This window comes from Rhizobium sp. Leaf453 (genome assembly GCF_001425605.1).
Taxonomy (GTDB): Bacteria; Pseudomonadota; Alphaproteobacteria; order Rhizobiales; family Rhizobiaceae; genus Pararhizobium.
The window spans coordinates 61,707-83,289 of record NZ_LMRG01000030.1; the positions used below are offsets into that span (position 1 = coordinate 61,707).

Annotated in this window: 24 protein-coding genes; 11 read left to right on the top strand and 13 right to left on the bottom strand. The window is 60.4% G+C overall.

What is annotated here, in order from left to right:
* The first annotated feature begins 233 nt into the window (after positions 1-233).
* Positions 234-680: a host attachment protein gene (locus tag ASG68_RS28110; RefSeq protein WP_062576785.1), complete on the top strand. Its 447-nt coding sequence runs from the start codon at positions 234-236 to the stop codon at positions 678-680.
* A 9-nt stretch (positions 681-689) separates the two neighbouring features.
* Here the strand turns inward: ASG68_RS28110 and ASG68_RS28115 are convergent, their stop codons facing one another.
* Positions 690-2,276: a trimethylamine methyltransferase family protein gene (locus ASG68_RS28115; RefSeq protein ID WP_062576787.1), complete on the bottom strand. Its 1,587-nt coding sequence runs from the start codon at positions 2,274-2,276 to the stop codon at positions 690-692.
* Positions 2,277-2,390: 114 nt separating this feature from the next.
* Positions 2,391-3,140 carry a tRNA (5-methylaminomethyl-2-thiouridine)(34)-methyltransferase MnmD gene (mnmD, locus tag ASG68_RS28120; RefSeq protein WP_082478150.1) on the bottom strand — a complete coding sequence of 250 codons (750 nt, stop codon included), beginning with the start codon at positions 3,138-3,140 and terminating at the stop codon, positions 2,391-2,393.
* Positions 3,141-3,178: 38 nt separating this feature from the next.
* On the opposite strand from mnmD, the gene ASG68_RS28125 reads away from it, so the two are divergent.
* Positions 3,179-4,318 (top strand): NAD(P)/FAD-dependent oxidoreductase, encoded by a 1,140-nt coding sequence (locus ASG68_RS28125; RefSeq protein WP_062576789.1) that lies wholly within the window; start codon positions 3,179-3,181, stop codon positions 4,316-4,318.
* A 45-nt stretch (positions 4,319-4,363) separates the two neighbouring features.
* Here the strand turns inward: ASG68_RS28125 and ASG68_RS28130 are convergent, their stop codons facing one another.
* Entirely contained in the window at positions 4,364-4,753 is a 390-nt protein-coding gene (locus ASG68_RS28130) for a PRC-barrel domain-containing protein (protein WP_062576791.1), read from the bottom strand.
* A 187-nt stretch (positions 4,754-4,940) separates the two neighbouring features.
* Here ASG68_RS28130 and ASG68_RS28135 point away from each other — a divergent pair, with 187 nt between their 5' ends.
* From ASG68_RS28135 to ASG68_RS28165, 7 genes are all read left to right on the top strand, one after another.
* Positions 4,941-5,747: a DUF1045 domain-containing protein gene (locus ASG68_RS28135; protein WP_062576793.1), complete on the top strand. Its 807-nt coding sequence runs from the start codon at positions 4,941-4,943 to the stop codon at positions 5,745-5,747.
* Between the two features lie 118 nt (positions 5,748-5,865).
* A complete protein-coding gene (gene puuE / locus ASG68_RS28140) occupies positions 5,866-6,795 on the top strand; it encodes an allantoinase PuuE (protein ID WP_062576795.1) in 930 nt (309 codons plus the stop codon).
* The gene (uraD, locus tag ASG68_RS28145) at positions 6,795-7,295 is read left to right on the top strand and encodes a 2-oxo-4-hydroxy-4-carboxy-5-ureidoimidazoline decarboxylase (RefSeq protein ID WP_413814053.1); all 501 of its coding nucleotides are present in this window, start codon (positions 6,795-6,797) and stop codon (positions 7,293-7,295) included. The genes puuE and uraD overlap by 1 nt, the downstream gene beginning before the upstream one ends.
* Positions 7,296-7,337: 42 nt before the next feature.
* Positions 7,338-7,835, top strand: coding sequence for an ureidoglycolate lyase (locus ASG68_RS28150; protein ID WP_062576800.1), 498 nt, complete (start codon positions 7,338-7,340; stop codon positions 7,833-7,835).
* A 13-nt stretch (positions 7,836-7,848) separates the two neighbouring features.
* The gene (uraH, locus tag ASG68_RS28155; RefSeq protein WP_062576802.1) at positions 7,849-8,232 is read left to right on the top strand and encodes a hydroxyisourate hydrolase; all 384 of its coding nucleotides are present in this window, start codon (positions 7,849-7,851) and stop codon (positions 8,230-8,232) included.
* 47 nt (positions 8,233-8,279) lie between these two features.
* Positions 8,280-8,582 carry a type II toxin-antitoxin system RelE/ParE family toxin gene (locus ASG68_RS28160; RefSeq protein ID WP_062576804.1) on the top strand — a complete coding sequence of 101 codons (303 nt, stop codon included), beginning with the start codon at positions 8,280-8,282 and terminating at the stop codon, positions 8,580-8,582.
* Positions 8,572-8,856, top strand: a complete 285-nt coding sequence (locus tag ASG68_RS28165) for an addiction module antidote protein (protein ID WP_062576806.1) — start codon at positions 8,572-8,574, stop codon at positions 8,854-8,856. Before ASG68_RS28160 ends, ASG68_RS28165 begins: the two co-directional genes overlap by 11 nt.
* A gap of 5 nt (positions 8,857-8,861) precedes the next feature.
* Here ASG68_RS28165 and ASG68_RS28170 read toward each other — a convergent pair whose 3' ends face one another.
* The 5 genes from ASG68_RS28170 to ASG68_RS28190 all read right to left on the bottom strand — a co-directional run bounded on the left by ASG68_RS28170 (position 8,862) and on the right by ASG68_RS28190 (position 14,330).
* Positions 8,862-9,998: an alpha-hydroxy acid oxidase gene (locus tag ASG68_RS28170; protein ID WP_062576808.1), complete on the bottom strand. Its 1,137-nt coding sequence runs from the start codon at positions 9,996-9,998 to the stop codon at positions 8,862-8,864.
* Between the two features lie 132 nt (positions 9,999-10,130).
* Complete coding sequence (gene guaD / locus ASG68_RS28175) at positions 10,131-11,438, bottom strand: guanine deaminase (protein ID WP_062576810.1); 1,308 nt, start codon at positions 11,436-11,438, stop codon at positions 10,131-10,133.
* Positions 11,435-12,673, bottom strand: coding sequence for a urate hydroxylase PuuD (puuD, locus tag ASG68_RS28180; protein ID WP_062576812.1), 1,239 nt, complete (start codon positions 12,671-12,673; stop codon positions 11,435-11,437). Before puuD ends, guaD begins: the two co-directional genes overlap by 4 nt.
* A 77-nt stretch (positions 12,674-12,750) precedes the next feature.
* A complete protein-coding gene (locus ASG68_RS28185; RefSeq protein WP_062576814.1) occupies positions 12,751-13,290 on the bottom strand; it encodes a hypothetical protein in 540 nt (179 codons plus the stop codon).
* An 80-nt stretch (positions 13,291-13,370) separates the two neighbouring features.
* Complete coding sequence (locus ASG68_RS28190; RefSeq protein ID WP_082478148.1) at positions 13,371-14,330, bottom strand: LysR substrate-binding domain-containing protein; 960 nt, start codon at positions 14,328-14,330, stop codon at positions 13,371-13,373.
* Positions 14,331-14,431: 101 nt separating this feature from the next.
* On the opposite strand from ASG68_RS28190, the gene ASG68_RS30985 reads away from it, so the two are divergent.
* A complete protein-coding gene (locus tag ASG68_RS30985; RefSeq protein WP_156373723.1) occupies positions 14,432-14,686 on the top strand; it encodes a hypothetical protein in 255 nt (84 codons plus the stop codon).
* On the opposite strand, the gene ASG68_RS28200 is transcribed toward ASG68_RS30985, so the two are convergent.
* The gene (locus ASG68_RS28200) at positions 14,650-14,943 is read right to left on the bottom strand and encodes an antibiotic biosynthesis monooxygenase (protein ID WP_062576818.1); all 294 of its coding nucleotides are present in this window, start codon (positions 14,941-14,943) and stop codon (positions 14,650-14,652) included. The genes ASG68_RS30985 and ASG68_RS28200 overlap by 37 nt on opposite strands.
* A gap of 42 nt (positions 14,944-14,985) precedes the next feature.
* On the bottom strand, positions 14,986-15,954 hold the full coding sequence (locus tag ASG68_RS28205; protein ID WP_062576821.1) for an alpha/beta fold hydrolase: 969 nt from the start codon (positions 15,952-15,954) through the stop codon (positions 14,986-14,988).
* An 83-nt stretch (positions 15,955-16,037) separates the two neighbouring features.
* Here ASG68_RS28205 and ASG68_RS28210 point away from each other — a divergent pair, with 83 nt between their 5' ends.
* Positions 16,038-16,619, top strand: a complete 582-nt coding sequence (locus tag ASG68_RS28210) for a TetR/AcrR family transcriptional regulator (protein WP_062576823.1) — start codon at positions 16,038-16,040, stop codon at positions 16,617-16,619.
* Between the two features lie 3 nt (positions 16,620-16,622).
* On the opposite strand, the gene xdhC is transcribed toward ASG68_RS28210, so the two are convergent.
* The 3 genes from xdhC to xdhA all read right to left on the bottom strand — a co-directional run bounded on the left by xdhC (position 16,623) and on the right by xdhA (position 21,506).
* Positions 16,623-17,438, bottom strand: a complete 816-nt coding sequence (gene xdhC / locus ASG68_RS28215) for a xanthine dehydrogenase accessory protein XdhC (protein WP_413814054.1) — start codon at positions 17,436-17,438, stop codon at positions 16,623-16,625.
* A 26-nt stretch (positions 17,439-17,464) separates the two neighbouring features.
* Positions 17,465-19,807 carry a xanthine dehydrogenase molybdopterin binding subunit gene (xdhB, locus tag ASG68_RS28220; protein WP_062577096.1) on the bottom strand — a complete coding sequence of 781 codons (2,343 nt, stop codon included), beginning with the start codon at positions 19,805-19,807 and terminating at the stop codon, positions 17,465-17,467.
* Positions 19,808-20,033: 226 nt separating this feature from the next.
* Positions 20,034-21,506: a xanthine dehydrogenase small subunit gene (gene xdhA, locus ASG68_RS28225; RefSeq protein ID WP_062576828.1), complete on the bottom strand. Its 1,473-nt coding sequence runs from the start codon at positions 21,504-21,506 to the stop codon at positions 20,034-20,036.
* Positions 21,507-21,583 lie beyond the last annotated feature (77 nt).

A 21,583-nucleotide genomic window follows, 5' to 3' on the forward strand; every position in this document is an offset into this window, starting at 1 on the left:
ACGGGTCCGACATATGATTCGAAAGAGACCATAGCCGCTGTTTGACGTCGAATGTAGCGGCGCCGTGGCTGGCGTTCCGCCGGGGGATTTTTGCCGAAGCCTCGGGAACCTTCCCCATCCGCCGGGCGTTGATTCCTTCGCGCCGCTCGTTCCCCACGGGCGGTGAGGCGTTCGGTCCGGTGCCGCCGGTGCTGTGATCACGGAACGCCAAGATCACGCTCGAGGAGAAAAAAATGACGACGACATGGATTCTTGCCGCCGATGGAAACCAGGCCCGCCTTCTGAAGGGTGTGAATTTCCTCAAGGATGGACCGCAGAACCCCGAGCAGGAAATTTTCCAGATAGAACCCAAGCGCGTGCAGGACATCATGGCCGACAAGCCGGGCCGAAGCCATTCGTCCAACGGCCATGGACGTTCTGCGATGGAATATTCGAGCGATCCGGTGCGCGAAGAGCAGCAGCGGTTTACGGCGGATGTTGCGAGCAAGATCGATCACTATGAGCAGAAAGGGGCGTTCGACCGCCTGGTCGTGTGCGCAGCGCCCCAGACGCTCGGCGACCTCCGCACCATGCTGTCCACCGCGACACGGGCGAAGACCACGGTGGAAATCAGCAAGGATTACAGCAACCTGCCGACGGAAAAGCTGATCTCGTCCGTCCGCTCGGCCATGTCCAACTGATATCCTGCTTCAAAAATCCGTCGGAACGCCGCCTTCGGCTTTCCGGCGGGCAACGAAGGCATCGAGTTCTTCCTCGACCGCCGGATCGAGCGGTGGCTTTTCGTACTCGTTGAGCTTTTCCTTGAACACGCGATTGGCGTGATCGTAAGTGGTCGGCCGGCCGGCTTCCGTCCAAGTCTCGAAATTGCGCCAGTCCGACAGGATCGGCGAATAGAAGGCCGTCTCGTAGCGGGACAGTGTATGGGCGGTGCCGAAATAGTGGCCGCCGGGGCCGACGTCGCGCACCGCGTCGAGGCCGAGCGCATCTTCGCTGACATCGAGCGGCGTCAGGAATTCTGCCACCATCTGCAGCATGTCGACATCGAGGATGAATTTTTCGAAGGATGCCGTCAGGCCGCCCTCGCTCCAGCCGGCCGAATGCATGATGAAATTGCCGCCGCCCTGCGTCAGCGCCCAGAGCGACAGGGCCGATTCGTACGCCGCTTGCGCATCCAGCGTGTTGGATGCGTTGGTGTTGGATGTGCGGTAGGGAATGCCGTAGCGCCGTGCCAATTGGCCGCCGGCAATGACCGCCTTCATGTATTCCGGTGTGCCGAAGGCGGGCGCGCCCGTCTTCATGTCGACATTGGACGTGAAGCCGCCATACATGACCGGCGCGCCGCGGCGGACCATCTGGGTAAAAGCGATCCCAGCCAGCGCCTCGGCATTCTGCTGCACGACGGCGCCGGCAATGGTGACAGGAGCCATGGCACCGGCCAGCGTGAACGGTGTGACGACAACGACCTGATTGCGCGAGGACATTTCGATAATGCCCTGCAGCATCGGCCCGTCGAGACGCAGCGGCGAGGATGTGTTGATGATGGTGAACAGCGACGGCTCGCGCTCCATCTGTTCAGCGGTGATGCCGCGGCCGATCCGGGCGATTTCCAGCGCGTCGATATTGCGCTGCTGGCCGAGCGAATAGCAGTGAAACACCTTGTCGGTGAGCTTCACCATGTCGGACAGGCAATCGAGATGGCGCACTGAAGCATGGATGTCGATCGGCTCGACCGGATAGCCGCCGGTCGTATGGATGATGTCGTACGACTGGGCGAGCTTCACCAGCTTGCGGTAATCCTCCTGGTTGCCGGCGCGGCGGCCGCCTTCACGATCGGCCACGAAGGGAGCGGAGGCGATCTGCGCGAATACGAGGTTGTTGCCGCCGATCTGGACATTGCGGATCGGATTGCGTGCATGCATCGTGAAACCTGATGGCACGGACGAGATCATGTCCATGATCAGGCCACGATCGAAGCGCACGCGGTCGGTTCCCGCCGTCACGTCGGCGCCGGCGGCCTTCATCCGCTGGCGTGCCTCCGGCAGGATGACGTCCATGCCGATTTCTTCCAGAATAGTCAGTGACGCTTCGTGGATCGCTTCCAGCGCCTCCTCGGTCAGGACGGTGGATTTCGCGATCGTGTTGACGAGGTGGAGATATTTCGAACTTCCGGCACCCTTGCGCGAACGGTCCGCACCACGCCCGCCGGTTCGGCGGCGGCGTTCCACCGGCGCATCGGTATCGATGTTGGGGGACTGCGGAAATTCATTCTCACTCATGGTTTTTCCATCGGTTTGGACAGAGGCGCATGTTGCAGATTCGATGTCGTTTATGCGCCACCATTTGCGACAGCAAAAATCCCTGGGAGAGAAGACCGTTTTTCAGGCTGGCTTTTACGCGACGCCGGATGACGATTTCACGCCGCTGAGCATTTCCCGCTTGCTGCCAAATCCCTTTTTACGCTCGACCGCAAAGCCGGCGGCCTGAAGATTGCGACGCACAAAGCCGGCGGCGGCATAGGTGGCGAAGGTTCCGTCCTCGACAGTCTTGCCGTGAACGCGCCGCATCAGGTCCTCCGACCACATGTCCGGATTGCGCCGGGGTGCAAAGCCATCGAGATACCAGGCGTCGAATATAGGATCGAAATTCTGGATCTGGTCGAAGGCATTGCCGCAGGCGACGGTGAGACGGAGGCCACCGGAAAAATCGAGTGTGACATGGCCTGATGGCTGTTTCGGCCAGACAGCGCATAGCGCCTGCCGTTCAGCGGTGATTTCCGGCCAGTGGGACAGGGCCTTGCCGATCTCGTCCGCCTGCATCGGGAATCGTTCGAAGGAAACATAGTGCAACCTGCCGTCCGGAGTTCGCGCCTCTTTCCACTGCCGCCAGGTTTCGCAGAAATTCAGGCCGGTGCCGAAGCCCAGTTCGCCGATGGTGAAATCCGGTTGCCGTGCCCAGCGTTGCGGCAGGCCGTTTCCTTCCAGAAAGACATGGCCGCATTCCAGCCGGCCATCTTCCCGGCAATAAAAATGATCGCCAAATTCCTGCGAATAGGGCATATCGCCCTCGTGCCATTCGAGGGTCGACTGATCCGGGATTTTGGCTTCTGGCGCAGACGCAAGATCGGGGTGTTCGGTGGACATGCCGAACCGATAATCTCCACATCCGGGAAGGTCAATCGATGACGGATCTGTTGATCGTCGGCGGCGGTATCATGGGGCTCTGGGCGGCCGTCATGGCCGAGCGGGCGGGCTTGAAGACAGTGCTGATCGAGAAGGACCGGATCGGAGCGGGCGCCAGCGGTGGCGTGGTCGGCGCACTGATGCCGCATATGCCGGATCGCTGGAACGGCAAGAAGCGGTTCCAGTTCGATGCGCTGGTCGCGCTCGAAGCGGAAATCGCCGCGCTTGAAGCGCAGACAGGATTGTCGGCCGGGTATCGCCGATCCGGGCGGCTCATTCCATTGCCGAAGCCGCATTTGCGCACCATCGCCCTTCGGCACGAGCAGGATGCTTTGGCCAACTGGCGCGTCGGGGACAGGCAGTTCTTCTGGCATGTCCGCGACGATGCCACACCGGCCGGATGGCCGCAGAGCGAGACTATGGCAAGCGGCGTAGTGCTCGATACGCTCGCCGGGCGCGTTGATCCCCGGCGGATGCTGGCGTTGCTGTTGGCGTATCTTCGCCAATCGAACCTTGTACGGATCGAGGAGGGACGGGAATTGCTAAATCTCGATCTCGTCAAGGGACAGGCAATCCTTTCGGGTGGCGAGACGCTGTCGTTCGGGTCGTGCGTGCTTGCCGCCGGCGTCCAGTCCTTCGGGCATCTGGACCGGCTGGAAACAGCGGCTGCGGAGCCAACCGGTGTTGCTGTCAAGGGGCAGGCAGCCTTGCTTGAGGCCGATATCGATCCGGCTCTTCCTGTCATCTTCTTCGATGGACTCTATGTGATCCCGCATGACAATGGCCTTGTCGCCGTCGGCAGCACCAGCGAGAACAGCTTTTCCGATCCGCGATCGACCGACGGCCAACTGGAGGACCTGCTCGACCACGCGAGAACCATCGTGCCTCTGTTGCGCGATGCGCCGGTCGTCGAGCGCTGGGCCGGATTGCGGCCAAAGGCGATCGGGCGGGATCCGATGGTCGGGCGGCATCCTGATTTCGAGAAACTCTATATTCTGACTGGCGGTTTCAAGATCAGTTTCGGTCTCGCACATCGCCTTGCCGAAAGCGTGATCGGAGAAATCTGCGGGCGCCCGGACAAGGGCCTGCCGCAGTCCTTCCGCTGTCAGGAGCATTTTTCGCTGGTGCGCGGCACCTGAACGCAAAAAGCCCCGCAATCGCGGGGCTTTGCAGGCATTGGATGATTACATCCAATAGGGCGGAACGCCGTAATAGTCGTAGACGCGGCGGCCGTTTTCCTTGTTCCAGTCATATTCCTCATCGCCGTGATATTTCGGCGCATTCTCGACCTGCTCGCGGGTGACATCGGTGCGATAGCCGCCAAGGCTTTCATCGTAGCTCAGCTTGCTCCAAGGCAGCGGGTAGTGATCCTCGCCGATGCCAAGGAAACCGCCGAAGCCGAGAACCGCGTAGGAGACGCGACCGCTGCGCTTTTCCAGGATCACGCGCTCGATCGAGCCGATATGTTTGCCATCCTGGCCATAAACGCTGGTGCCTTCAACCTTGTCGCTGGCGATCAGGTCATGGGTTTCCTTGATGCCGGCATCCTGGAAATTGTTGGTCTGGTAAGTCATTGTTTTTCTCCTCGTTTGTTTTCACACACGAAAACGAGGAAAATCGCGGTTGGTTCCCGATATCGGCACAATTTTCCATCGGCAATTGCAACCTGTGATCAATTTTGTGTAAGCCCGACTTCGTCATTCTGTCACGCAAATCACTTAACTCCGGTCCAAGATTTCAAGTTGGAACGGAGCGAGCCCGATGCGGTACGCGATCTATTATACGCCGTCGATGTACGACCCGCTTTCGGTCGCCGCGGCAAGCTGGTTGGGCCGCAACGTCTATTCCGGCGAAGCGCCGGAAGCGCCATCAATTGCCGGTTTCAGCCGGCAGGAACTGGCCTTTCACACCGCCGTGCCGCGTCGTTACGGCTTCCACGGCACGATCAAGGCGCCGTTCCGTCTGCATCCCGACACCGACGAAGCGGCGCTGCTGAAGGCGCTGATGCATTTCGCCAGCACGATGACGCCATTCGAAATTCCCAGTATGGAAATTGCGCGACTGGGCGAATTTTTTGGCCTTACACCTTCGGTCCCGTGCGAGCAGATGAATCACCTCGCCGCTTCCGTCGTCCAGGCTTTCGATACGTTTCGCGCGCCGTTGAGCGACGCCGAAATCGAGCGTCGGAATCCGGACCATCTGACCGCACCGCAGTTTTCCAATCTGCATCGCTGGGGATATCCGTATGTGATGGACGAATTCCGTTTTCACATGATGCTGACGGGGCCGATCCATCCCAGGTTGAACGCCCGGTTCGAAACAGCCTTGCGCGATTTCTTCACGCCGGTTCTGCTTGAGCCGTTGAAGATTTCCAGCCTCGCCTTGTTCGTCGAGACGGAACCCGGCGCACCGCTAAGGGTCCATTCGCAGCATCCGCTCGGCAAGCTTTCGGCACATCGGCCGGTGTCCGGTGGCGTAAGAACTATGGCGGCAATGGCTTCGCCTGGGCCGTATATCACCGAAAGCAAGGCGGCAATGGCAGCACGCCGTCTGCAGGCCAGTTACTGAAAACCTGTCACGCCGAAACCACGACGCAGGCCAGTTTTCGCTTCGTGATTTCCGCCATTTTCACCTCGACTTTCCGGTCTCGGATGCTACCGTTCCGGCACATTCGAAAGGTGATTTGATGGTGGAACAATCCTATCCGCGTGATCTCGTTGGCTATGGCCGCAATCTTCCGGAGGTCCGCTGGCCGGGCGATGCGCGGATCGCCGTGCAGTTCGTGGTCAATTATGAAGAGGGCGGCGAAAGCTCGATCCTCGATGGTGACAAGGCATCGGAAATGCTCTTGTCGGAGATCGTCGGCGCGCAGCCCTGGCCGGGCCAGCGCAATCTCAACATGGAATCGATCTACGAATACGGATCTCGTTCCGGCTTCTGGCGGCTGTGGCGGATGTTCACCAGCCGCAATGTCGATGTCACCGTCTATGGCGTGACGCTCGCCATGGCCCGTAATCCGGAAGCCGTCGCCGCCATGAAGGAGGCGGGCTGGGAAATCGCCAGCCACGGTTATCGCTGGCTGGAATACAAGGATTTTTCCGAAGAGGAAGAGCGCAAGCACATTCGCGAGGCCGTGCGTCTGCACACGGAGCTGACCGGCTCGCATCCGCTTGGCCTGTATCAGGGCAAGCCGTCGAACAACACGTTGAAGCTGGTGCTGGAAGAGGGCGGTTTCGTCTATTCCTCGGACAGCTATGCCGACGAATTGCCCTATTGGGTGCCGGGCCTGACGCCGGAAAAGCCGCACCTGATCATTCCCTACACGCTCGATGCCAACGATATGCGCTTTGCCACGCCGCAGGGGTTCAATTCCGGTGACCAGTTCTTCACCTATCTCAAGGACACGTTCGACGTGCTCTATGCCGAGGGCAAGAAGGGCAGTCCGAAGATGATGAATGTCGGCCTGCATTGCCGCCTCGTTGGTAGGCCGGGGCGAGCGGCGGCACTTGCCCGTTTCGTCGATTATGTGCTGAGCCACGAGAAGGTCTGGATTCCTAAGCGGATCGACATTGCCCGGCACTGGTACGAGCATCACAAACCGCAAGGAGCTCTGTGATGGATGCTGCTGATTTCGTTCAGCGTTTCGGTGGCGTCTTCGAGCATTCGCCCTGGGTGGCCGAACGCGCCTTCGCCAGCAACCCCGGCGTGAATCTCACTTCGGATTCCGTGCATGAAGCTCTCGTCGTGGCCTTTCGTGCGGCGAGCCGGGACGAGCGTCTTACCGTTCTGCGGGCACATCCGGATCTTGCCGGCAAACTGGCTGTAGCCGGCGAACTCACCGAGGATTCGAAGGCCGAGCAGGCCGGCGCCGGTCTGGATCGGCTGACGCAAGCCGAGCATTCGCGCTTCACCGAATTGAACACCGCCTATACCCAGAAATTCGGCTTCCCGTTTATCATTGCGGTGAAGGGGCTGGGCAAGGACGACATTCTCTCAGCCTTCGAGGTCCGGATTGACAATTCGGTCGAAGAGGAATTTGAAACGGCAACGAAACAGGTCGAAAAGATCGCGCTGCTGCGGCTGCGCGCCATGTTGCCCGGAGAAGACAATGCATGAAATGAAGTCGTCACGCCTCGATCAGGCAGGGCAGTCCCGCTGATGGCGCGCATCCTGACGATTGAGCCGCTGACACAGGCTGCTTTTGCGCCTTTCGGCACGGTCATCGAGGCTGATCCGGCCTCAATGCGGCTGATCAATGGCGGTACGACGGAGCGTTTTCACGCACTCGGCGCCGCCGATGTCATCGGCGATGGCGCTCGCGTGATCATCAATATCTTCCGTGGCCAGCCGCGCAGCTTTCCCTACAAGCTCAATATGATGGAGCGGCATCCGCTCGGATCTCAGAGCTTTTCGCCGCTCAGCAGCGGTGGCTGGCTGGCGGTGGTTGCGCCGGACGAAGGTGGCAAGCCGGGCCTGCCGCGCGTTTTCCTGGCGACGGGCGGACAGGGCGTCAATTACGGCCGCAATGTCTGGCATCATCCCCTGATGTCGGTGGACACCGTCAGCGATTTTCTGGTTGTCGATCGCGATGGTCCGGGCAACAATCTTGAGGAAGTGTTTTACGATGAGCCCTTCGTCATCCCCTATCCCTTTTGAAAGCGAGCGTTCCATGAGCACATCCGGCCGGCTGACCACGCATGTTCTGGACACCGCGCTCGGAAAGCCGGCGCAGGGGCTGAGGATCGATCTGTTCCGGATCGAGGGGGATAAAAAGTATCTTGTCCGCAGTGTTTGGACAAACATGGACGGTCGTGTCGATGGGTCGGTGCTGGAAGGTGAATTTTTTGTCGTCGGCATTTACGAGTTTCTGTTCCATGCCGGAGACTATTTTCGGGAGGTTGGGGCCGCCATGCCGGAACCTGCGTTTCTTGATCTAACGCCGCCGTTTCTCGACCTGATCCCGCTACGCTTCGGCATCGCCGATGCTGGCAGCCACTATCATGTCCCGCTGCTGCTCTCTCCATTCAGCTACTCGACCTATCGGGGGAGTTGAATTTTGTGAATTGTAGTTCACGGTTTCTGGTGTAAACTGAGGTCAGGATGGAAGTCCGCCAAACTGCGATCTTCCGGAATTGGCTTGGCAATCTCAGGGATGTGAGGGCCAGAACGCGGATTGCGCAGCGTATCGTGCGTTTACAGGCGGGTCTCTTCGGTGATGCGAAATTTTTCGACGGTATCGGCGAACTTCGCGTCGATCATGGCCCCGGCTACCGCGTCTATTTCGTCCAGCGCGGGGCCGTTCTCGTGATCCTGCTTTGTGGCGGCGACAAAGGCACGCAAGACAGGGACATCAGGAAAGCCAAGGCGATGGTGGACGATCTGGATTTCGACAATGGCAATTGAAACGCTGCCGTTTGATGCGGCCGAATATATCGACACGCCGGAAGCTCAGGCTGAACTTCTCAGCGACGCGTTTGAAAGCGGCGATGCCGCCTACATTGCTGCCGCCCTTGGAACGGTGGCTCGTGCAAAAGGCATGACACAGGTTGCGCGGGATGCCGGCGTCACGCGAGAGGCACTCTACAAGGCCTTGAGTACGGAAGGTGACCCGAAGCTTTCAACCCTCCTCGGCGTCATCAAGGCTCTGGGTGTCAACCTTACGGTCACTCCGGCCTAATCCGATCACTGCGCAAGCACATCCCGGTTGATGTCTCTGATGTCCCGCTTGCCGCAGAGTGCCATGGTGATGTCAAGCTCCTTGCGGATGATCTCAAGCGCGGTCGTCACGCCGGCCTGGCCGCCGGCGCTGAGGCCGTAGAGGAAGGGGCGGCCGATATAGGTGCCCTTGGCGCCGAGCGCGATGGCCTTCAACACATCCTGGCCCGAGCGGATGCCGCCATCGACATGAACCTCGATCATGTCGCCGACGGCATCGACGATCTTCGGCAGCATGCTGATGGAGGAGGGGGCGCCGTCGAGCTGTCGGCCGCCATGGTTGGAAACGATGATGGCGTCGGCGCCGGTGCGCGCGGCCATCTTCGCATCTTCGACATCACAGATGCCCTTCAGGATCAGCTTGCCGCCCCACATCTCCTTGATCTCGGCAACATTTTCCCAGGACAGTTGCGGATCGAACTGCTCGGCCGTCCAAGAGGACAGCGAGGAGAGGTCGGAGACATTCTTGGCATGGCCGACGATGTTGCCGAAGCTGCGGCGCTTGGTCTGCAGCATCTGCATGCACCAGAGCGGCCGCGTCGCCATCTGCCAGATGTGCTTGGGCGTGAACTTCGGCGGTGCAGACAGGCCGTTGCGCAGGTCCTTGTGTCGCTGCCCGAGAATTTGCAGATCGAGCGTCAGCACCAACGCCGAGCACTTGGCCGCCTTGGCGCGGTCGATGAGGTTCTTCACGAATTCCCGGTCGCGCATGACGTAAAGCTGGAACCAGAAGGGCTTGGTCGTGACTGACGCAACATCCTCGATCGAGCAGATGCTCATGGTCGACAGCGTGAAGGGGACGCCGAACGCTTCCGCCGCCTTGGCCGCCAGCATCTCGCCGTCGGCATGTTGCATGCCGGTCAGGCCCGTCGGTGACAGCGCCACCGGCATCGACACTTGCTGGCCGATCATCTCGCTCGTCAGAGAGCGGTTGGTCATATCGACCAGCACGCGCTGGCGCAGCTTGATCTTGTGGAAATCATCCTCGTTTGCACGGTAGGTGCCCTCGGTCCAGGCTCCGCTATCGGCATAATCGAAGAACATCTTCGGCACGCGGCGTTTGGCGAGTGCCTTCAGGTCGGCAATTTCGAGCGGTTTGGACATTGTACGGACTTCCAGCTGACGGGATGTCCCGGCATTATCATGGTTCCGAAACCGATGTTAAGAGCAAAAATTCGGAGAGGTAAAATAAATTTACCTCTTGTGGTTCGCTTACAAGATTTCGTTCGCGAGCTATCAAAGCTCCGCCTTCATCGCAGCACCCGCGACATAGGTCTCCACGATCGCCCGGTCGTCGCCCATGGTCTGCAGCAGGAAAAGCTCGTCGGCGAGTGAGTTGACCACTTCGGCCTTGAGCGCCATGGCAGGGGTTGCCGCCATGTTCAGGACAATGAAATCGGCATCCGTACCGGGCTCCAGCGTGCCGATCCTGTCTTCGAGCGACAAAGCCTGAGCATTGCCTGCTGTCATCAGGTAAAAGCTTTCGAACGGGTTCAGCCGTTCGGCCAGCAGTTGCTGGATCTTGTAGGCTTCGTCCATCGTCCGCAGCATCGAATAGCTGGAGCCGCCGCCGATATCGGTAGCGACGGAAACCCGGACGGGCTTTCCGCGCCGCAGCAGCGACTTCAACGGAAACAGGCCGGAGCCGAGGAAGAGGTTGGAGGTCGGGCAATGCACGGCGACGGACCCCGTCTCGCTCATCGCATCCATTTCTCGCTCGGACAGATGGATGCAATGGCCGAACAGGGATTTTGGACCGAGCAGGCCGTAGCGCGCATAGACGTCGGTATAGTCGACGGCTTCGGGATAGAGAGAACAGGTGAAATCGATCTCGTCGCGGTTTTCCGAGAGGTGCGTCTGCACATGCAGGTCGGGGAATTCACGGACCAGCGCCTGCGCCGCCGACATCTGTTCCGGCGTCGAGGTGATGGCGAAGCGTGGCGTGATGGCGACGTGGTTGCGGCCCTTACCATGCCATTGCTCGATCACGTCGCGGGTCTCGTCGTATCCCATCTGCGGGGTATCGAGCAGGCCCTGCGGCGCATTTCGGTCCATCATCACCTTGCCGGCGACCATGCGCATGTTGCGGCGCATGGCTTCCGCGAAAAAGGCATCGGCCGAGGTCTTGTGGACGGAGCAATAGGCGACTGCCGTAGTCGTGCCGTGGCGCACCATTTCGTCGAAGAAATGGCGCGCAATGCGCTCAGCATGTGCGGTCTCGACAAAGCGGCATTCCTCGGGAAACGTATAGGTGTTCAGCCATTCCAGCAGATTGGCGGCATAGGAGCCGATCACCTGCATCTGTGGGAAATGCAGGTGCGTGTCGATGAAGCCGGGCAGGATGAGGTGCGGCCGGTGATCGATCTCTATTGTGTCCTCGAGCGCTTGCACCTTGACCGCTTCGTAGCTGCCGCTTGCCACGATCAGCCCGTTTTCGATCAGAAGCGCACCGTCCACTTCATAGGTGTAGGCGCCGTCGTCATCCATGCCCATGGGCATGCGTTTGAAGCTCAACGTACGGCCGCGGATGAGTGTGGCAGTCATTCCGTCTTGCCTTCCTGTACGGCGCTTTCGAACCATGCGGTCAGCAGCGCACGCTCGTCCTGGGTCATCTCTGTGATATTGCCGGGCGGCATAGCGTGGCTGCGGCCGGCCTGGAGATAGATTTCGCGGGCATGGGCGGCGATCTCGTCGTCATTTTCCAGCATCACGCCCTTGGGGGGACGCACGATGCCTTCATAGACAGGCTCGGCCGCATGGCACATCGCACATCGCGTGCCGATGGTATCGCGTGCTGCCGGGAAATGGCTGTTTTCGGTGAACTGCCGAAGATGCGGGGCAAGTTCGGTTGTCTCCTCGGCGAACGGCAATTTCGGAACGGTCGAGAGCCACATGATCAGGATGAAGAGGATCAGCGTCACCAGCCATGTCCAGGTCGGCCGTCCCTTGCGGGCATGGGTGGTGTTGAACCAGTGGCGGATGGTGACACCCATCAGGAAGACCAACGCCGCGATGATCCAGTTATAGGCCGTCGCGAAGGCCAGTGGATAATGGTTCGACAGCATGAAGAAGATGACGGGCAGCGTCAGGTAGTTGTTGTGCAGCGAGCGCTGCTTGGCGATGACGCCATATTTCGGGTCCGGCGTGCGGCCGGCGATGAGATCGGCAACCACGACGCGCTGGTTCGGCATGATGATGAAAAAGACATTGGCCGACATGATTGTGGCGGTGAAGGCGCCGAGATGCAGGAAGGCGGCGCGGCCGGTGAAGACCTGCGTATAGCCCCAGGCCATCGCCACCAGCGCCACGTAGAGAATGCCCATCAACGTCCAGGTGTTCCTGCCGAGCGGTGATTTGCAAAGCAGGTCGTAGAACAGCCAGCCGATGCCGAGCGATGCCAACGAAATCAGGATGGCTGTCGTCGATGAAATATCCAGCACATGACGATCGACCAGAAACAGATCGGCGCCGCCGTAATAGACCAGACACAGCATGGCGAAACCCGACAGCCAGGTGGCGTAGCTCTCCCATTTGAACCAGGTAAGATGCTCCGGCATGGCCGCAGGCGCGACCAGGTATTTCTGGATGTGATAGAACCCGCCACCATGGACCTGCCATTCTTCGCCATAGGCGCCAACGGGCAGATGATCGCGTTTCACCAGTCCGAGGTCGAGGGCGATGAAATAGAAGGACGAGCCGATCCAGGCGATGGCGGTGATGACGTGGAGCCAGCGGACGGCGAAGGCGAGCCATTCCCAGGCGATGGCATATTCGTACATTCAGTTCCCCTTTTTGCCTCCCGCTTCGGTACTGTGCGAAAAAACGGCGGCATGGGAAAGAGGCAAACGTAATGTCTTTACCGACCGGCGAGGATTGCGATCATTTCTTTCGTCTTCACGCCCTGGCGCCCCTTCTCGAATGTGGCATGGGACAGGCGGCCATTCGCGAGCGCTGCGGTCAGGCGCTTGCAGCCGACTTCGAGTGCCTCGGCGCGCGACGTCTGCGTATAGGTCGCCAATTCCGCGACATCGGCGGGGTTTCCGAGTTTCTTGCGGCACATCTGCATCACTTTTTCGCGCAGGCCGGCGTCTTTCTTCAATTCCTTTTGCATCGCCCGGTACTCTTCGGCGTCTGTCTTCTTGGCGTTCTCACGCGGTGTCACCGTCAAGGTGTAGTCGCGATAGGGCTCTGGGTCGGGAACGAGCTTGCTGAACTTGCGGCGTGCCTCATTGGCGATGGCACGATCGCGCTTGAGGTCTCCGGAAGACGTTCCGAGCAGGACGTCGGCAAGCTTCCCGTTGGGTCCCGTCTGAAGATGGACGACGGTTCTTCCTGATCCCGTGCACGAAGATAGTGCGAGTGTCGTAACAAGGCAGGCGATAAGAATTTTCAGCATGTCTGATTCCCATGAGGCGGGGCATCTTTGGTCGAAGTGCGGACAAAAGAAAAGTACGCCCTGTGCGTGTTCCACGCCTTTTATGTAGCCTCCCTCGGGCGTGACAAATGTGTTGCCAGGTGGCCTCTATCGGCATTGATGGTCGTGCCCTCAGAGGGTGAGAATTCGCCAAGAAGCCAGTCGCGGAAGCCCTTGATCTTGGGCGAGTGCCGCCGCGCCGTCTGATAGACGACCCAATATTGATGGCCATCGTTGCCGCGCAGGTCGAAGGGTTGATAAAGCCGCCCCAGCGCAATGTCGTCGGGGTAGAATTCCGGGGTCAGGATAGCGACGCCCTGACCGGCGATTGCCGCCCGCGCCTCGAAGGACTGCGCGCCGAGGCGGCTTGCCGGGCGGCTGGCAAGATCGGCGTCGTGGACGCCGGCGGCTGCGAACCAGTGCGCCCACCAAGGATCGCCGGGATCGATGATCCGCAGTTTGAGGAGATCGCGTGGTGTGTGGATGCCACCGATGCTTTCGGCCAGTTGCGGGCTGAGCATCGGAGTGAAATCGACACTCATCAGGGGATGGCTGGTCAGGCCCGGCCACTCTCCGGTGCCGGAGCGAATGGCGAGATCGACGGCTTCGCGATTGAAATCGATAATGGTCTCGCTGGTTGTCATGCGCACCGCGACGCTCGGATGCTTGAGCTGGAACGACCCCAGGTGGCGGGCGAGCCACTGTGAGGCGAAGGTGGGGGTCGAGTGGATGAGCAGGGTGGCTTCCGCATCGTTGCGAACGCTTGCCATGGCATCCCGCAGCAGGTCGAAGGCCTCTCCGACCTTCGGCTCCAGCATTTCACCCGTCCTGGTCAACTGTATCTGCCGCGGCCGGCGCAGGAACAGCGGCTCGCCGACATTATCCTCCAGGAGCTTGATCTGATAGCTGACCGCCGTCTGGGTCATGCCAAGCTCGTCGCCCGCCTTGGTGAAGCTGCCGAGCCGGGCCGCGGCTTCGAAGACCCGGAGCGCGTTCAGCGGAAACTGTTTCGACATCTTCATGGATAAGCTCTCTTCATGCATGCAGACGGATGTTCGATTGGAATTCGACCATGTTTCGCCGCATCCTGCAATCACATTCATCAAAGAGAGCAGGTGTCGTCATGGACTGCCAAGCCATTGAGAAATATGAAGTCCGTTCGCCGAGCGTCATTGAGCGTGTCTGGCATGCAGTCTCCGCAGGCCTTGCGCGGATGCGTCCCGGTTACCCTCGGCTCGATCTCGAAGTCATGTCCGATTACATGAAGCGGGACATGGGTTTTCTCGACGGACGCGACCCGCATCGCGATAGCGATCTGCCGGGACAGCGCATTGCCGATGATCAGGCGTCGGTATTCAGAATGCCGCTTTCCAAGTGATCGAGATAGATGAAATCCGGCGCTTTGACGCCAGCCTGCGCTCGGATTTCAACCAGCCGGTCCGACTCGAAAAAGGCCCGTGCCGCGTCCAGTGAGCGCCAGCGCGAGAAGTGGACGATCCGGTTCGGATCGGAGTCGTATTTCAGGACCTGATAAGAGATTTCACCGGCATCGCGGCGGATCGTGGCGGCGTCGTCGAAGACGGTTTTCCAGGCGTTGTAGTCGGCGACGTCGTGGATGATGAGGACGAATTGCATGAGTATTTCCTTGTTCTGTCGAGGCGCTGTGGCGAAGTTGGTTTACATCAGGCCTTTGGCGCGGATGTAGGGGCTGTTTTCCCATGGCACGGCGGGCATGACATCCGTTTCCGGCTTGAATGGCTTGTCCGGCCAGGGATTGATGCCGTCGCGAAGCCAGAGAAGGCTGTCCAGCCAGAACCCGGATTCGTGGCGCCGGTGGAACAGATCAAAATGCCCGATCCGCTCCATTGAAAAGTCCTCGGGTGAGAGGGCAACCTCAAACGCCGTTGCATTCGGATAGTAATCGAGCGCGCGGCGAATGGCGGCCGGCGTCCCGAATTCATCGTCGGTGACGGCGATGGCCAGAATATCGGCGGTGACGGCGGAAAAGCGTTCGAGCAATGTCTCGCGGGCCTGACGCGGATGGGTGCGTTCCATCCGGGCGCGCCGAAAGCTCCAGTCCAGCGCCACGCCCGCCGGCAGATCCTCCAGCCAGCCCAGCCTTTCGCCGGGAAAAAAGCCGTAGAGCATCGTGATCAATGGCATGGCGACATGCCATTTCAGCAATAGGCGAAGGCGCTGGGTGGCGGCATAATCGCGCCAATAGGCATATTGCGCGCCGATGGTCAGCATCCGGTCAATCCGCGCGGCATTGTGCGCGAAGCCGGGCAGGAAACCGCCGATGCTGTGGCCGACGACGATCAACGGTCCTTGCGTTCTCTGCTCTTGAAGATGATTGAGCACGGCAGCGAAATCGCGCTCGCCCCAATCCGCCCAGCGATAGCCGCAGCCTCGCAATTCTAGCGGACGTGACTGTCCGATGCCTCGGTAATCATAGGTCACTACGGTGAAGCCGTGATCGGCGAGAAATTGTGCGTAAGAGTGGTAGTAGCGGGCTTTGACGCCGGTTGCGGGATTGATGACCACGGTGCCGCAATCTCCGCATCCATGCGACCACAGGTGTCCGCCGAGCCGCACGCCGTCCTCGCAGATAATGTCGAGCGCCTCTTTCGTCTCAAACGCTTCCATGTGTGCTCTCCACTCCTTCGGTCGAGAGGACGCTATGCAAGGCGATGACTTGTGTATACTCACTGGGCGGTATACTTTGACGCATGGCACCGTCTCCGCTCCCGACCCGCGACCGTATCGTTTCCGCTGCTGCCAAGCTGTTTTACAGCGAGGGCATTCGCGCTGTCAGCGTCGATGCCGTGGCGGAAAAGGCGGGCGTGACCAAGCGCACGCTCTACTATCATTTCACCAGCAAGGATGACCTGATCGCCGCCTATTTGGAGATGCGCGACAATCCCAATCTGGCGCTGTTCCAACGCTGGTTTGCCGAAACCGAGGGCGATGTGGCGGACAAGGTGCGCGGTGTTTTTACCAATCTGGCTGTATCCGCGCGCCATCCGCGCTGGAAGGGCTGTGGTTTTCTTCGCACCTCGGCCGAGCTTGCCAACATGCCCGGTCATCCCGCTATTAAGATCGGCGCGGCGCACAAGCGGAAGGTCGAGGACTGGCTCTGTGGTGTTTTCGAGGGGGCCGGATTGACCGCGCAGGCGAGGCAACTTGCACGGGAGGTGCTCCTGCTTCTCGACGGCGCTTTTTCAGTCGTCCAACTGCACCGCGATCCGTCCTATCTGGAGACGGCCGGAGATGCCGCGCATGCGCTGATCAGCAACACGATCCGGCGATAACGTCTAGGCTGATTGCTTGCGTGTCCGATCATGGCTCAGCGCCATCAGAATTTCGGCTGATGTCATGGCGGCGATGACTGCCGGGCGTTTGTCATCGACGTTCTTGCCGCCAATGGGCAGCACCAGCCGTTTGATCGCATCGTCGTCGAGGCCTTCCTTCCGCGCCCAGCTTGCAAAGGTGGCGCGCTTGGTTTTCGAGCCGATCATGCCGATATAGGCGAGATCGTCGCGGGCAAGGGCTTCCTTGGCGATCAGGAAGTCCAGCGCATGGTCGTGCGTCAGGATGACGATGGCCGATCCGGGCGCGATGTCCTTGACGATCACTTCTGGCATAGCGACCAGTCGATGCCGGGCGCCGGCCGACATCTGGTCAAGCTCGGTCTTGCGCGTTTCCACCGCATAGGTCTTCAGTGGCAGCAGGAGCAGCGCGTCGGCAAGGGCGCGCCCGACATGGCCGGCGCCGAACAGCCAGACCTCCGGCTGTGCATCGAGGCGCGCCTCCAGCTTGGCGTTCAAGGCTGCACGCGCCTCGTCATCGCCGATCCGGAACGTCAGAATCACCCGGCCGCCGCAGCACTGGCCGATGTCGGGGCCGAGCGGGATATCCATTTCGAAGATGTCGCTGACCCCGGCCAGCAGCGCGCGGGCATTGTCGATCGCGACATGCTCCATCTGCCCGCCACCGATCGTCCCGTGCGCGTCCGTCGGTGAGACCAGCATTAAAGCCCCGGTTTCGCGTGGCGTCGAGCCGATGGCCTCCCTGATCTCGACGATGACGATCCTGTATTCGCGCTCCAGAAACGCTTCGATTCTGTCGATTGCAAAGTTCATTTCAATTTTGCTCTTCAGGCTTTCGCGGCCCGCAGCCGCTCGACCGCCATCAGTATCCGTTCCGGCGTTGCGGGCGTGTCCAGCCGCGGGCATTCCTTGTAATCGGCGACGCTGGCGACGGCCATGGAAAGCGCCTCCAGCACCGAGATCGGCAACATGAAGGGAGGCTCACCCACCGCTTTGGACCGACCGATGGTCATTTCGGCATTCTCGGCCCATTCCGCCAGCTTGACGTTGAAGATTTTCGGCCGGTCGGAAGCGAGCGGGATCTTGTAGGTCGAGGGTGCATGGGTGCGCAGCCGGCCCTTGGCATCCCACCAGAGTTCCTCCGTCGTCAGCCAGCCCATGCCCTGCACAAAGGCGCCCTCGACCTGGCCGATATCGATGGCCGGGTTCAGGGACCTGCCGACATCGTGCAGCACGTCGACACGATCGACCATGTATTCGCCGGTCAGCGTATCGATCGACACCTCGGAGACGGATGCGCCATAGGCGAAATAATAGAACGGCATGCCGCGGCCGGTGTTGCGGTCCCAGTGGATTTTCGGCGTCTTGTAGAAGCCGGCGGCAGACAATTGCACGCGGGCGAAATAGGCCTGCTTGATGAAGTCCGGGAAGGGAACGAGTTCTTCGCCGATCTTCACATGGTGAGGCACGAAACTGACATTCCCGGGATCCGTCTGCCACCGCTCGGCGGCGAAGGCGACCAGCCGTTCCTTGATCTGGCGGGCGGCATCATGGGCGGCCATGCCGTTGAGATCGGAACCCGACGATGCCGCTGTTGCCGAGGTATTTGGCACCTTGCCGGTCGTCGTCGCGGTGATCTTGACGTTGGTGATATCGACCTGAAAGCTGTCGGCCAGAACCTGCGCCACCTTGGTATAGAGCCCTTGGCCCATTTCGGTGCCGCCATGGTTCAGGTGGATCGAGCCGTCCTGATAGACATGCACCAGCGCGCCCGCCTGGTTGAAGGCGGTCATCGTGAAGGAGATGCCGAACTTCACCGGCGTCAGCGCGATGCCCTTGCGGATGATGCGGCTTGTCTTGTTGAACTCGATGACAGCCTTGCGCCGCGCCTGATAGTCGGTGCTTTCCTCAAGCTCCGCAACGATGCGCTGGATGATGTTGTCCTCGACCTCCTGATGGTAGGGCGTCAGGGTGCGACCAGAGCCTTGCTCCCCGTAGAAATTCAGCTTGCGGATTTCAAGCGGATCCTTGCCGAGCGCATAGGCGATTTCCTCAATGATGCGCTCGCCGCCGACCATGCCCTGCGGTCCGCCGAAGCCGCGATAGGCGGTGTTGGAAACGGTGTTGGTCTTCAGCGGCTGCGAAGTCAGCTTCACATGCGGATAGAAATAGGAACTGTCGGCATGGAACAGGGCGCGGTCGGTGACAGGGCCGGAAAGGTCGGAGGAAAAGCCGCAGCGGGCGGCGTAGTTGGCATTCACTGCGTTGATACGGCCGTCATCGTCGAAGCCGACATCGTAATCGACCAGGAAGTCATGCCGCTTGCCGGTCGCGATCATGTCCTCGTCGCGGTCCGGCCGCAGTTTGACGGCGCGCTTGAGCTTTTTGGCGGCGACGGCAGCGATGGCGGCGAACTGATTGCTCTGCGTCTCCTTGCCGCCAAACCCGCCGCCCATGCGCCGCACCTGCACGGTCACGGCATTGGAGGGCACGCCGAGCACATGGCCGACCATGTGCTGCACTTCGCTGGGATGCTGGGTGGACGACCAGACGGTGATCTCGTCGTCTTCACCGGGAATGGCAAAGGCGATGTGGCTTTCGAGATAAAAGTGTTCCTGACCGCCGATCCGCATGCGACCGGTCAGGCGGCGCGGCGACAGTTCCAGTTCGGCCTCCGCATCGCCGCGCGCCAGCGTCAGCGGCTTGGTCACGAGCTGGGCGCCGTTATCCAGCGCGTCCAGAATGTCCGTGTGGTGCGGCAGGTCGCGATAGGTGATCTTCGCCTTGCGCGCCGCGTGGCGGGCAATATCTCGGGTTTCGGCAATGACGGCAAACGCAGGCTGTCCGTGAAACTGCACGATGCCATCGGCCAGAACCGGCTCATCGTCGAGATGGCTGGGGCTGATATCGTTGGAATGCGGCATGTCCTTTGCCGTCAGGACAAGCACGACACCGGGTGCAGCCTCGACCTCGGAGAGATCCATGGCGGTGATCTCGGCATGGGCACGGTCGGTCATGCCGAGCGCGGCATGCAGCGTTCCGATGGGCTCCGCGATGTCGTCGATATAATCGGCGGTGCCGGAGACATGCTTGTGAGCGCTGTCGTGGCGCAGGGTCGCATGCATGCCGCCGGCGATGGTCTTGCGGTCCGCGAAGGTGGAGTTATCCATCAGAGCGGTCTCCATTCGATTGATTTCTGGGAGAACTTTCGCCGTCCGGCCTTACCCCCCTCTGTCGGCGACGCCGACATCTCCCCCTCAAGGGGGGAGATGAGCCGCTGATTGCGTGCGCACCTTACGTCAGCAGGGATGGGGGAAAAGAACGATCTCCCCCCTTGAGGTGGAGATGTCACGAAGTGACAGAGGGGGGTATCGCCCGGAATTCCCAACATCGTCATCACACTACCTCAAACCGAACAAGTTCGGCCCTTTCGCCGGATGTCTCCAGGAAAAACCGCAACAGCAGGTTTTTCGCCGTCAGCATTCGGTAAGCGGCTGTGGCGCGCCAGTCGGTGAGCGGCTGAAAATCGGTCTCGAAAGCGGGCTGTGCCGCAGTAACGGTTTCCTCGCTCCAGGGATTGCCGATCAGTGCCGCCTCGACGGTCTTTGCGCGCTTCGGTGTTCCCGCCATGCCGCCGAAGGCGATGCGCGCATACATGACCCGGTTTTTGCTATCGAGGGTAATCCGGAATGCGCCGCACAGTGCGGAAATATCCTCGTCGCGGCGTTTGGAAATCTTGTAGACGGCGAAGAGATCGCCTTTCGGCAGGTTCGGAATGAAGATGCTCTCGACGAATTCGCCGGGCTTGCGATCCTGCCGGCCATATTCGATGAAATAGTCTTGCAACGGCACGGTCCGTTGCCCTGATGTGGAGCGTAGTGTGACGCTGGCACCAAGCGCGATCAGCGGCGGCGGCGTATCGCCGATCGGCGAGCCATTGGCAACATTGCCGCCGATCGTACCCATATTGCGCACCTGCTCGCCACCGAGGCGATCCAGCATGCGGCCGAAGGCGGGATAGTGTGTTGAAATGGCCTCGAAGGCGGCGGAATAGCTGACGCCGGCGCCGATGATCAGGCCGTCTTCGGTCTTGCGGATGGATTGCAGGTCTTCGACGCCGTTGATGAAGATCACTGGGTTGAGCGCGCGCATCTGCTTGGTGACCCAGAGGCCGACATCAGTGGAGCCGGCCACGATCGTTGCGCTCGGCTGTTCGGCCAGAGCATTGGCCAGCGCTGCAACATGGCCGGGTACGATCAGGCTGGTATCTCCATCGGAAATGGTGATCGTCTCGCCCGAGCGCATCGCTTTGAGCGTGGCCGTGATCTCGGTCCGCACCTTCAGAATCGGATCGAACACCGCATCCGGCCGCGCCGTTGCGACGGCTTCCGCCGCCTTGATGATCGGCTCATAGCCCGTGCATCGACAGAGATTGCCTTGCAGCGCCTTCTCGATATCGGCCCGGCCGGGATTGTCCTTCGACAGCCAGAGGCCATAGAGCGACATGACGAAACCAGGTGTACAGAAGCCGCATTGCGAGCCGTGATAATCGACCATGGCCTGCTGGACGGGATGAAGCGCGCCGTCCTTGGCCGCCAGATGCTCGACGGTCACGACATGGGTAGCGTTGAGCGAGCCGGTGAAGCGGATGCAGGCATTGACGCTTTCATAGACGAGATCATCGCCCGACAGGCGGCCGACCAGCACGGTGCAGGCGCCGCAATCGCCCTCGGCGCAGCCTTCCTTGGTTCCGGTGAGACGCCGTTCAAGTCTCAGGAAATCCAGCAGCGTCGCTGTCGGTTTCAGACTGTCGAGCGCGATCTCCCGGTCGTTGAGGATGAAACGGATGCTGCCGGCCGACTTTGTCATGCGGACTCTTCTTTTCATTTCGATACTTGAAACTATGCCCGAAACCGGCACCGTGACAATTGTGTTTTTGCACACGC